Origin of the sequence: Pseudomonas sp. GM17, assembly GCF_000282175.2 — a bacterium.
Classification (GTDB): domain Bacteria; phylum Pseudomonadota; class Gammaproteobacteria; order Pseudomonadales; family Pseudomonadaceae; genus Aquipseudomonas; species Aquipseudomonas chlororaphis.
The window spans coordinates 861,872-873,914 of record NZ_CP124732.1 but is presented as its reverse complement, the minus strand read 5'-3'; the positions used below and the strand labels follow the sequence as shown (position 1 = coordinate 873,914).

6 protein-coding genes, 3 rRNA genes and 1 pseudogene are annotated in these 12,043 nt (G+C 59.5%); 5 read left to right on the top strand and 5 right to left on the bottom strand.

Annotated features, from left to right (window positions below):
* Nucleotides 1–21 precede the first annotated feature (21 nt).
* Nucleotides 22–486, top strand: a complete 465-nt coding sequence (locus tag PMI20_RS04000) for an SRPBCC family protein (RefSeq protein WP_007927311.1) — start codon at nt 22–24, stop codon at nt 484–486.
* Between the two features lie 245 nt (nt 487–731).
* On the opposite strand, the gene PMI20_RS30870 is transcribed toward PMI20_RS04000, so the two are convergent.
* Nucleotides 732–1,517, bottom strand: coding sequence for a methyl-accepting chemotaxis protein (locus tag PMI20_RS30870; protein WP_370686837.1), 786 nt, complete (start codon nt 1,515–1,517; stop codon nt 732–734).
* 69 nt (nt 1,518–1,586) lie between these two features.
* Nucleotides 1,587–2,612: pseudogene (locus PMI20_RS30865) on the bottom strand (HAMP domain-containing protein); the annotation flags it as partial.
* Between the two features lie 312 nt (nt 2,613–2,924).
* Here PMI20_RS30865 and PMI20_RS03990 point away from each other — a divergent pair.
* From PMI20_RS03990 to PMI20_RS03975, 4 genes are all read left to right on the top strand, one after another.
* Entirely contained in the window at nt 2,925–3,425 is a 501-nt protein-coding gene (locus PMI20_RS03990) for a sigma-70 family RNA polymerase sigma factor (RefSeq protein ID WP_007927307.1), read from the top strand.
* Nucleotides 3,426–3,430: 5 nt separating this feature from the next.
* Nucleotides 3,431–4,441, top strand: coding sequence for a FecR domain-containing protein (locus tag PMI20_RS03985; RefSeq protein ID WP_007927305.1), 1,011 nt, complete (start codon nt 3,431–3,433; stop codon nt 4,439–4,441).
* Nucleotides 4,442–4,544: 103 nt separating this feature from the next.
* Nucleotides 4,545–7,040: a TonB-dependent siderophore receptor gene (locus PMI20_RS03980; protein ID WP_007927304.1), complete on the top strand. Its 2,496-nt coding sequence runs from the start codon at nt 4,545–4,547 to the stop codon at nt 7,038–7,040.
* 63 nt (nt 7,041–7,103) lie between these two features.
* Nucleotides 7,104–8,279 carry a PepSY-associated TM helix domain-containing protein gene (locus tag PMI20_RS03975; RefSeq protein ID WP_007927302.1) on the top strand — a complete coding sequence of 392 codons (1,176 nt, stop codon included), beginning with the start codon at nt 7,104–7,106 and terminating at the stop codon, nt 8,277–8,279.
* Between the two features lie 193 nt (nt 8,280–8,472).
* Here the strand turns inward: PMI20_RS03975 and rrf (PMI20_RS03970) are convergent.
* From rrf (PMI20_RS03970) to PMI20_RS03960, 3 genes are all read right to left on the bottom strand, one after another.
* Nucleotides 8,473–8,588: ribosomal RNA gene (rrf, locus tag PMI20_RS03970) — 5S ribosomal RNA — on the bottom strand.
* Between the two features lie 110 nt (nt 8,589–8,698).
* A 5S ribosomal RNA gene (gene rrf / locus PMI20_RS03965) occupies nt 8,699–8,814 on the bottom strand.
* 139 nt (nt 8,815–8,953) lie between these two features.
* Nucleotides 8,954–11,845 (bottom strand): 23S ribosomal RNA (locus PMI20_RS03960).
* Between the last annotated feature and the right edge of the window lie 198 nt (nt 11,846–12,043).

Sequence of the window (12,043 nt, the reverse complement as noted above, 5' to 3'; positions counted from 1 at the left end):
CCACCCACGCTGGAGAACACCATGAAAAACCTGCAACCCGACACCCTGATCAAGAACCCGAACGCCTGCCAGGTCCTGTCCACCGTGGACATCGGCGCCGATGCCCGAAGCGTCTGGAACATCGTCGGCAACTTCGCCGGCTTCCCGGCCTTCATTCCCGCGTTGTCGCACATCGAAATGACCGGCGAAGGCGTGCGCTCGGTGCGCAAGAAGTTCTTCCACGACGGCAACATCGTGATCGAGCAACTCAACTCACGGGACGACCAGGCGCGGTACATGACCTGGAGCCTGATCTACGACACCCTGGGCATCGGCAACCTGTGGGCAGCCATGAGCGTCGAAGCCCTGCCCGGCGAACGGGCGCGCGCCACCTGGCGCATCGTCGCCGACCCGGCCGAAGGCGGTGCCGAGGTGGCGGCCTTCCAGGGGTTCCTGCAAGGGTTTGCCGATGAGGCAATGGGCAATGTGCAAAGGATGTTCGAGTAACACTGGAAATGCCCCTGTAGCCGCTGCCACAGGCTGCGATCGACGCCGAAGGCGGCGCAAGATTTGGGGATCGCTGGAAGGCCTTCGGCCTTTTCGCAGCCTGCGGCAGCGGCTACAGGGGTTCGGAGGCCGGTGGAGAGGGAGGCAGTCCGAAGAACGGCAAGGGGTGCCGCTGGGCCGGTGGAGCAGGAAAAAAAACGCGATGAGCCATACCGGCCTCATCGCGTTTTTCAGGGCAGTGCGGGTCAGATCTTGAAGCTGTCCACCAGTTGCTTCAGGCGGTTGGCCTGCAGCGACAGGGCATCGCAATCCTTCAGGGTTTCGTTGAGGTTGGCCACGCCCTGCTGGTTCAGCAGGTTGATCTGGCTGATGTCGACGTTGAGGGTTTCCACCACGGCGGTCTGCTCTTCGGTGGCGGCGGCCACCGACTGGTTCATGCCGTCGATCTCGGTGATGCGCTGGGTCACGCTGACCAGCCGCGCACCGGCCTGGTTGGCCACTTCGACGCTCTCTTCGCTGGACGCCTGGCTGGCGTTCATGGTCGATACCGCTTCGCGGGAGCCGATCTGCAGCGAGGTGATCATCTTGTGGATCTCCTCGGCCGATTCCTGGGTGCGATGGGCCAGGTTGCGGACCTCGTCGGCCACCACCGCGAAACCGCGACCGGCTTCACCGGCGCGCGCCGCTTCGATGGCTGCGTTGAGCGCCAGCAGGTTGGTCTGCTGGGAGATGCCTTTGATCACATCGAGGATGTGGCCGATGTTGTCGGTGCTGGCGTTCAGGGTTTCGATCTGGGTGCAGGACAGGCTGATCTTCTGCGACAGCTCGGTCATGGCCAGGATGGTTTGTTCCACCACCTGGCGACCATCGTCGGCCTGCTCGCTGGCGCCGCTGGCGTGCTGCGAGGCATCGGCGGCGTTGCGGGCGATTTCCTGGGTGGCGGCACCCAGCTGGTTGATCGCCGCGGCCACGCTGTTGGTGCGTGCGCTTTGCTCGTCGGAACCGATGATCGACGCGTTGGACGAAGCCATCACGCGCTGGGACAGATCATGCACCTGGCGGGTGGCCGAGGACACTTCGGAAATCGACGCATGGATACGTTCCACGAACTGGTTGAACGAGCCGCCCAGTACGCCGAATTCGTCCTTGCTCTCCACCACCAGGCGGCGGGTCAGGTCGCCCTCGCCCTGGGCGATGTCCTGCATCGCGCGGCCCATGGTGGTCAGCGGACGCATCAGCACCTGGATCAGCAGGCTCAGCAGCACGGCAATCGCGGCCACGGCGATGAACATCGCCAGCAGCGCCGAGGTGCGGAACTTGCTCAGCGGGGCGAACGCCTTGTCACGGTCGATGGACAGGCCGATGTACCACTCGGCATTCGGCAGGCCGGTCACCGGGGTGAACGACAGGATGCGTTCCTGGCCGTTGAGCAGCACTTCCTGAGTGCCTTTCTGGATATGCACGTTGGCGCCCGGGTAGACATCCTTGAGGTTCTTCATCACCTGGTCCTTGTCCGGGCTGACGATCACCTGCCCGTCCGCGCTGACCAGGAAGGCATGGCCCAGGCCGCCGAAGTCCACCGAGTTGATGATCTTCACCAGGGTTTCCAGACTCAGGTCGCCCCCCACCACGCCCAGCAGCTGGCCGTCCTTTTTCACCGGCATGGCGATGGTCACCACCAGCCCGCCAACGGCCGCCATGTAGGGCGGGGTCAGCATGGTCTTGTCGGCCGCCACGGCCTGCTTGTACCAGGGACGCTGACGCGGGTCGTAGCCGTCCGGCATCTTCGCGTCAGGCCGCTGGGTAAACACACCGTTGACCTGGCCCACGTAGGTGAACTGGAAGTTCGTGGTGAACGCCGGCTGGTCCACCAGCCCCGGGAAGTCAGCGTTGGCGCCCTGGTGGGCGACGTTCTGCGAGAGGTTCTCGAGCACCAGGATGCGTCCGCTCATCCAGTTCTGGACGCTGCTGGAAGTGAGGTCACCCGCCTGTTCGATGGACGATTCGAGGTTCTGGCGAATGGTGTTTCGCTGCAGATAGTCGTTGTACAAAGTGAACAACGCGAATGCCAGAACCACTACACCGGAGGCGGCCAAAAGGATTTTATGGCTGAACTTGAGATTCATGTCATGGGACTTCTTATGCCGAAAGTGGGGATGCGTACGGGATGCAACTTTCCATGTAACAACGCAGGCGGCGTTCTACGACCGCTCTACTTTGGTGCACGCATGGGTCTCACTGTCTGTCGGCACGAGACGGATAAATCTTAGCGATTTGTCAGAAATGTACCTGTTATCTGCAAAAAACCGCTGAACGGCAGGCTAGAGCGGTCGCATCGAACTTTTCCGTAGCCGGTCGCCCTGCGGCTGTTGCAAAATCCCAAACCCTTGATGACAATGCGACTAATTATCATTTGTGACACCCGGGCAGTCGCATCCATGTCATCACCTGAGTTCGCGGTACAGGCGCTTTACAGCCATCACCATGGCTGGCTCAACACATGGTTACGCAGCCGGCTGGACAACGCCGCCGATGCCGCCGACCTGGCGCAGGACACCTTCGTGCGCCTGTTGCAGCGCACCGAACGCCTGGAACTCAAGGCCCCGCGCGCCTTCCTGCGGACCATCGCCCGCGGCCTGGTGATCGACCACTGGCGCCGCGAGGAAATCGAACGCGCCTACCTGGAAACCATCGCCCATCTGCCGCAAGCCCAAGCCCCCAGCGAGGAAGCCCGCGCCCTGGTGCTGGAGCTGCTGGAAAGCATCGCGCGCATGCTCGAAGGCCTGAAGCCGAAAGTGCGCAAGGCGTTCCTGCTGGCCCAGTGCGAAGGCCTGACCCACAAGCAGATCGCCGAACAGATGGGGCTGTCCCTGCGTTCGGTGGAGCGTTACGTGGCCGACGCGCTGTTCCACTGCTACCTGCTGCGCTATGAGGCGTGAGCGCTGTGGATAACCCCTCGATCAATCTGCGCCGGCCCGTGGACCCCAGGCACCTGGTGGTCAAGCAGGCCATCAACTGGATGCTGCGCCTGCGCAACAATGCCGGTAACCCCCGGCTGCTGCAGCAATGCGATACCTGGCGCGCGGCCCATCACGAGCACGAGCTGGCCTGGCAACGGGTGCAATCGCTGCAGCAGGAACTGCACAGCAACCTGCGGGCCGTGCCCGGTGCCCAGGTGGCCTTCGATACCCTGGAAAACAGCGCCCAGCGCCTCGGCCGACGCCAGGCCCTGAAGCTGCTCGGCGGCGTCATGCTGGTGGGCTCCGCCGCGTGGCTGGGCAAGGAGCAACTGGCCTGGCAGCAATGGAACGCCGACTTTGCCACCGCCACCGGCGAACGCCGCGGCTTCCAGTTGCCGGACGGCTCGCGCCTGGAGCTCAACACCGACAGCGCCGCCGACATGGACTTCAATGCCCGGCAACGGCTGATCCGGCTCAGCCGTGGGGAAATCATGCTGACCTGCGGCCCGGACTCGCAGGCGAGCCCTTCCAGGCCGCTGCTGGTACGGACCCGCCATGGTCTGTTCGAAAGCTTCGACGCCAGTTTCGTGGTGCGCATGGAAGGCGACTGCACGCGCCTGAGCGTGACCGCCGGCAGCGTTGCGATTCATTCGCCGCACACCGCCGATGGCACCTCGGCCCGGGTACAGGCCGGGCAAAGCTATCGGGTCAGTGCGTCCCGGGCGGTGCCGGTGCCGCCACTGGACATGGACGTGGGCGCCTGGGCCGATGGCCTGATTGTCACCCGCAACATGCGGCTGGCGGACTTCATCCACGAGGTCGGGCGTTATCGCCACGGTTACCTGGGCTGTGCCGACGAGATCGGCGACCTGCGCCTGTCCGGCGTGTTCCGCCTGGAGGACACCGACAAACTGCTGGCGATCCTCCCACAAACCCTGCCCGTGCGCCTGCGTTATCGCACCCGCTGGTGGGTCACCCTGGAACGTCTGGCCTGAGGCGCTTCAACCCGTTGAAATTTTTTTGGCGGCTTTTTCCCGTGAGTCCGGCTTAGACAGTAAGCACTTCCATCTGCCTTCAGCGACTCAACGGAACCCTTCCATGATTGTGCACTTCCACCACTCCTCTTCTGCACGGCCCACCCTCGGCCTGCGCCATGCCGTGCGCGTGGCCCTGCTTTCCTCGGCGCTGGGCGTCGCCGCCTTGCCTTGCCTGGCACAGGCGGCCGAGACGGGCGCGGCCAGCCTCAGCCACAGCTACAACATCCCCGGCGGCGCCCTGAGCGAAGTACTCAACCGCTTCGCACGCGAGGCCGGCATCACCCTGTCGATGACCCCGGCGCAGCTCCAGGGGCGCCAGTCCGCCGGCCTGAAGGGCGAGTACTCCACCGACCAGGCCCTGGGCCAACTGCTCAACGGCTCCGGCCTGGAAGCGCTGAGCCAGGACGGCAGCAGCTATGTGCTGCGAGCATTGCCCGAGACCGGCGCCCTGGCGTTGCCGACCACCGACATCAAGGGTTTCGCCCTGGGCAATGCCTTGGGCAGCATGGAAGGCTACAACGCCACCCACAGCCAGATCGCCACCAAGACCAGTACCGCGTTGCTGGAAACCTCGCAAAGCGTGTCGGTGGTGACCCGCGAACAAATGGACGACCAGGGTTCGCAAACCGTGTCCCAGGCCATGCGCTACACCCCCGGCGTGCTGACCAACCCCTACGGCGCGACCCACAGGTACGACTACGTGGCCATGCGCGGCTTCAACGACGGCTCGGTGGACAACATCTACCTCGACGGCCTCAAGTCCATGGGCGACAGCGGCACCTACAGCACCATGCAGGTCGACCCGTACTTCCTGGAGCGGGTGGACATCCTCAAGGGGCCTTCGTCGGTGCTTTACGGCCGCAGCTCCCCGGGCGGCCTGGTGGCGCTGACCAGCAAGAAGCCGCTGTTCGAGCCCTACCATCAGATCCAGGCCACGGTCGGCACCCAGGGCCAGCGCGGCATGGGCTTCGACTTCAGCGGCCCGGTGGACGACGACAAGCGCATCGCCTATCGCCTGACCGGGCTGGCGGACCGCTCCGATACCCAGTTCGACCACAACAAGGAAAAACGCTACGCCCTGGCACCGACCCTGAGCATCGACTTCACCGATGACACCTCGCTGACCCTGCAGGCGTACCTGCAACATGATCCGGACGGTGGCTACCACAGCGGCATGCCGGCCGACGGCGCGTTGCACCCGCGCAACGGCCGGCGGATTTCCGAGAACTTCTTCGAAGGCGAACCGGGCATCGATCGCTACAAGCGCGATCAGCAGTCGTTCGGTTATCAGTTCGAACATCGCTTCAACGATGTCTTCACCGCGCGGCAGAACTTCCGCTACCTGGACTCCAAGGTGAAGCTGGACCAGGTCTACGGCTACGGCTGGACCACCCCGACCAGCAACGAGCTGAACCGCTACTACACCGGCGGCGACGAGAAGCTGCATGCGTTCATCGTCGACAACATGCTGCAGGCCGAATTTCTCACCGGTGCGACCAAGCACACGGTGCTGATGGGCGCGGATTACCAGCGGCGCAAGACGGTGGTGGACTGGACCAGCGGCTCGGTGGCGCCGATCAATGCGTTCGATCCGGTCTATGGCAACTCGGCCATCAGTTACTACGACCCCGTCAGCTATCTGCGTCGCCTCGAGCAGACCGGCGTCTACCTGCAAGACCTGATCGAGATGGACCAGTGGCGCTTCTCCCTGGGCCTGCGCCAGGACTGGGTGGAAACCTCGGACGAGAACCGCCTGGCCGAGGCCTCGCGCCCGGTGGGCACCGAGATCAATGACAAACGCACCAAGCTGACGGGCCGCGCCGGGGCGCTGTACCTGTTCGATAACGGGTTGGCGCCTTACATCAGCTATTCCGAATCCTTCAATCCCAACTCTTACGCGGACAGCGCCGGTAACCCGCTGGCCCCCACCGATGGCACCCAATGGGAACTGGGCCTGAAGTACCAGCCACCGGGCACGGATGACCTGTACACCGCGTCGCTGTTCCGCATCGACCAGGAAAACCTGGCCACCAAGCTGCCTCAGGAAAATTTCTATCGCGCGGTCGGCGCCGTGCGCTCCCAGGGCCTGGAACTGGAAGCGCACCTGCAGTTGAACGACAACCTCAAGCTGCTCGGCAGCTACACCTTCACCGATATCGAGTACTCGAAGTCGATGATCAGCACCTTGAGCACGGCCACCGACATCATCGAGAACAAGGGCAACTCACCGACCCAGGCGCCGCGACACATGGCTTCGCTCTGGGCCGACTACAAGTTCGACAGCGGCTCGCTCGACGGCCTGCGCCTGGGTGGTGGCGTGCGGTACGTGGGCTACAGCTGGGCGGATGCGGAGAACACCATGAAGGTGCCGTCCTACACCCTGTTCGATGCCTCCGTCGGCTATGACCTGGGCAAGGTCGGCCTGAAGGGCGTGGATGTCCGGCTCAATGCCAACAACCTGACCAACGAATCCTACATCGCCTCCTGTGCCAGCCTGAGCTTCTGCTACATGGGCGAGGAGCGAAACGTCGCGGCCACGGTCAGCTACCAGTTCTAATCATTTGTCATTCCCCCGAAGCCAGCGCACGCGCTGGCTTTGTCGTCTCTACGGGAAAATTCCATGCGCGCAATTCTGGTTCTACTGCATCGTTATATCGGCCTGGCCACCGCGGTGTTTCTGCTGCTGGCGGGGCTGACCGGCAGCCTGCTGGCCTTCCATCACGAGCTGGACGAGTGGCTCAACCCGGAGTTCTACGAGGCCCCCGCCGAGGGTCAGGCACTGCCGCCTGGAAGCCTGGTCGACCGGGTGCAGACGCAGTATCCGCGCCTGCAGGTCTGGTACATGGAGTACCCCAACGAGCCCGGACATACCGCGCTGCTCGCGGCGGTTCCCCGTAACGATCCGGCCACGGGCAAACCCTTCGACGACCCCAACCAGGTGTTCTATCTGGACCCGGTCAGTGGCGAGCAGACCGGCAAGCGGTTCTGGGGTGCCTGCTGTTTTCAGCGGGAGAATCTCATCCCCTTCATTCTCGAGTTCCACTACAACCTGACGCTGCCGGGTAACTGGGGACTGGTGTTGATGGGGCTGGTGGCGATCTTCTGGGTCGTCGATTGCTTCATCGCTTTGTTCCTCACCCTGCCCCGTGGCCGGCCGTTCTGGAAGAAGTGGTCGACCGCCTGGAAGATCAAGGGCGGGCACGCTTATCGTCTCAACATGGATCTGCATCGGGCGGGCGGGTTATGGCTGTGGTTACTGCTGCTGCCGATAGCGATCAGCAGCGTGGCGATGAACCTGCCGAGCCAGGTGTTCAAGCCGGTGGTTTCCTTACTCTCACCGATCGAACCGAGCGTCTATGAAGCTCGTGGGCGCATGCCCAGCGATCAGTTGGGGATTACCCGGCTCACCTATCAGCAGGCTTATGAACGCGCCCAGGAAGAAGGCAAACGGCTGGGCCTGACAGCAGCGATCGGCGAGCTGTATTACAGCTTCGAATACAACTTCTATGGCGCCGGTTTCGGTCAGCACGATACCGAGGCCCATGGTAAGTCGTGGTTGTTCTTTCATGGCACCGATGGGCGCCTGCTGGGGCAGGAGATCGCCGGGCAAGGCACCTTGGGCGAACGTTTCTATCGGCTGCAACTGCCGATCCATGGTGGCCGGATCATCGGCTTTACCGGGCAAGTGCTTATTGCAGTGTTGGGGTTGGTGATTGCGGTGTTGTCCGTCACCGGGATCTACATCTGGTGGCGTAAATGGCTGGCCCGCAGAAGCAGCAAGATGCGTCAGCGGTGAGGTGAGGTGAGGGATAGAGCGGAGGTGCTTCGCTCTGTTCTGATGCTGTGGAGCATAGGTTGGGGGCTGGAGGGGGATTCAGCTCACCTGCTAGGTGACCTGGAGACCTCGCTCGGATGTAAGCCTCAAGGCTTTCAGACGTACAAAAACAAAACCCCTGTCTGCGTCAGCAGACAGGGGTTTCGGAATTCAATCTTGACGATGACCTACTCTCACATGGGGAAACCCCACACTACCATCGGCGATGCATCGTTTCACTGCTGAGTTCGGGATGGGATCAGGTGGTTCCAATGCTCTATGGTCGTCAAGAAATTCGGTGGCCGGACCGTTGGCTCAATAGCCGAACGTGCCAGCAAAATCGGGAACTTCTACAAAAACAAAACCCCAATTGCTTTCGCAATTGGGGTTTCGGAATTTAATCTTGACGATGACCTACTCTCACATGGGGAAACCCCACACTACCATCGGCGATGCATCGTTTCACTGCTGAGTTCGGGATGGGATCAGGTGGTTCCAATGCTCTATGGTCGTCAAGAAATTCGGTGTGCCGACTCGTCTTTCGACGCTTCAGCAAATTGGGTATGCGATAGTTTGTGTGTTTTCTCGAACTTTCGGTTCGTTTCGTCTTCACACACCGCAATCTGGCTGTTAAGCGCAAATTGCTTGGGTGTTATATGGTCAAGCCTCACGGGCAATTAGTATTGGTTAGCTCAACGCCTCACAGCGCTTACACACCCAACCTATCAACGTCGTAGTCTTCGACGGCCCTTCAGGGAACTCAAGGTTCCAGTGAGATCTCATCTTGAGGCAAGTTTCCCGCTTAGATGCTTTCAGCGGTTATCTTTTCCGAACATAGCTACCCGGCAATGCCACTGGCGTGACAACCGGAACACCAGAGGTTCGTCCACTCCGGTCCTCTCGTACTAGGAGCAGCCCCTCTCAAATCTCAAACGTCCACGGCAGATAGGGACCGAACTGTCTCACGACGTTCTAAACCCAGCTCGCGTACCACTTTAAATGGCGAACAGCCATACCCTTGGGACCGGCTTCAGCCCCAGGATGTGATGAGCCGACATCGAGGTGCCAAACACCGCCGTCGATATGAACTCTTGGGCGGTATCAGCCTGTTATCCCCGGAGTACCTTTTATCCGTTGAGCGATGGCCCTTCCATACAGAACCACCGGATCACTAAGACCTACTTTCGTACCTGCTCGACGTGTCTGTCTCGCAGTCAAGCGCGCTTTTGCCTTTATACTCTACGACCGATTTCCGACCGGTCTGAGCGCACCTTCGTACTCCTCCGTTACTCTTTAGGAGGAGACCGCCCCAGTCAAACTACCCACCATACACTGTCCTCGATCCGGATAACGGACCTGAGTTAGAACCTCAAAGTTGCCAGGGTGGTATTTCAAGGATGGCTCCACGCGAACTGGCGTCCACGCTTCAAAGCCTCCCACCTATCCTACACAAGCAAATTCAAAGTCCAGTGCAAAGCTATAGTAAAGGTTCACGGGGTCTTTCCGTCTAGCCGCGGATACACTGCATCTTCACAGCGATTTCAATTTCACTGAGTCTCGGGTGGAGACAGCGCCGCCATCGTTACGCCATTCGTGCAGGTCGGAACTTACCCGACAAGGAATTTCGCTACCTTAGGACCGTTATAGTTACGGCCGCCGTTTACCGGGGCTTCGATCAAGAGCTTCGCGTTAGCTAACCCCATCAATTAACCTTCCGGCACCGGGCAGGCGTCACACCCTATACGTCCACTTTCGTGTTTGCAGAGTGCTGTGTTTTTAATAAACAGTCGCAGCGGCCTGGTATCTTCGACCGGCATGGGCTTACGGAGCAAGTCCTTCACCCTCACCGGCGCACCTTCTCCCGAAGTTACGGTGCCATTTTGCCTAGTTCCTTCACCCGAGTTCTCTCAAGCGCCTTGGTATTCTCTACCCAACCACCTGTGTCGGTTTGGGGTACGGTTCCTAGTTATCTGAAGCTTAGAAGCTTTTCTTGGAAGCATGGCATCAACCACTTCGTCACCTGAAAGGTAACTCGTCATCAGCTCTCGGCCTTAGAACCCCGGATTTACCTAAGATTCCAGCCTACCACCTTAAACTTGGACAACCAACGCCAAGCTGGCCTAGCCTTCTCCGTCCCTCCATCGCAATAACTAGAAGTACAGGAATATTAACCTGTTTTCCATCGACTACGCTTTTCAGCCTCGCCTTAGGGACCGACTAACCCTGCGTCGATTAACGTTGCGCAGGAAACCTTGGTCTTTCGGCGTGGGTGTTTTTCACACCCATTGTCGTTACTCATGTCAGCATTCGCACTTCTGATACCTCCAGCAAGCTTCTCAACTCACCTTCACAGGCTTACAGAACGCTCCTCTACCGCATCACTTACGTGATACCCGTAGCTTCGGTGTATGGTTTGAGCCCCGTTACATCTTCCGCGCAGGCCGACTCGACTAGTGAGCTATTACGCTTTCTTTAAAGGGTGGCTGCTTCTAAGCCAACCTCCTAGCTGTCTAAGCCTTCCCACATCGTTTCCCACTTAACCATAACTTTGGGACCTTAGCTGACGGTCTGGGTTGTTTCCCTTTTCACGACGGACGTTAGCACCCGCCGTGTGTCTCCCATGCTCGGCACTTGTAGGTATTCGGAGTTTGCATCGGTTTGGTAAGTCGGGATGACCCCCTAGCCGAAACAGTGCTCTACCCCCTACAGTGATACATGAGGCGCTACCTAAATAGCTTTCGAGGAGAACCAGCTATCTCCGAGCTTGATTAGCCTTTCACTCCGATCCACAGGTCATCCGCTAACTTTTCAACGGTAGTCGGTTCGGTCCTCCAGTCAGTGTTACCTAACCTTCAACCTGCCCATGGATAGATCGCCCGGTTTCGGGTCTATACCCAGCGACTAAACGCCCTATTAAGACTCGCTTTCGCTACGCCTCCCCTATTCGGTTAAGCTCGCCACTGAATATAAGTCGCTGACCCATTATACAAAAGGTACGCAGTCACAGAACAAAGTCTGCTCCCACTGCTTGTACGCATACGGTTTCAGGATCTATTTCACTCCCCTCTCCGGGGTTCTTTTCGCCTTTCCCTCACGGTACTAGTTCACTATCGGTCAGTCAGTAGTATTTAGCCTTGGAGGATGGTCCCCCCATATTCAGACAAAGTTTCTCGTGCTCCGTCCTACTCGATTTCATGACTAAGAGATTTTCGCGTACAGGGCTATCACCCACTATGGCCGCACTTTCCAGAGCGTTCCGCTAATCTCAAAGCCACTTAAGGGCTAGTCCCCGTTCGCTCGCCACTACTAAGGGAATCTCGGTTGATTTCTTTTCCTCAGGGTACTTAGATGTTTCAGTTCCCCTGGTTCGCCTCTTGCACCTATGTATTCAGTACAAGATAACCATCTTATGATGGCTGGGTTCCCCCATTCAGACATCTCCGGATCAAAGTCTGTTTGCCGACTCCCCGAAGCTTTTCGCAGGCTACCACGTCTTTCATCGCCTCTGACTGCCAAGGCATCCACCGTATGCGCTTCTTCACTTGACCATATAACCCCAAGCAATCTGGTTATACTGTGAAGACGACATTCGCCGAAAATTCGCGATTAAACTCACAAATTTTACCTTAGCCTGAACAACACCAGTGAAAGTGCTATCCAGTCTATCTTTCTATCACATACCCAAATTTTTAAAGAACGATTCTGATAAAGATCAGAAATCAACATTCACCATCAACTTGATGGAA

Excerpts from the sequence above, each read along its gene's own strand:
- PMI20_RS04000 (WP_007927311.1), top strand. The coding sequence starts at position 22 with ATGAAAAACCTGCAACCCGACACCCTGATCAAGAACCCGAACGCCTGC.
- PMI20_RS30870 (WP_370686837.1), bottom strand. The coding sequence starts at position 1,517 with ATGGCTTCGTCCAACGCGTCGATCATCGGTTCCGACGAGCAAAGCGCA.
- PMI20_RS03990 (WP_007927307.1), top strand. The coding sequence starts at position 2,925 with ATGTCATCACCTGAGTTCGCGGTACAGGCGCTTTACAGCCATCACCAT.
- PMI20_RS03980 (WP_007927304.1), top strand. The coding sequence starts at position 4,545 with ATGATTGTGCACTTCCACCACTCCTCTTCTGCACGGCCCACCCTCGGC.
- PMI20_RS03975 (WP_007927302.1), top strand. The coding sequence starts at position 7,104 with ATGCGCGCAATTCTGGTTCTACTGCATCGTTATATCGGCCTGGCCACC.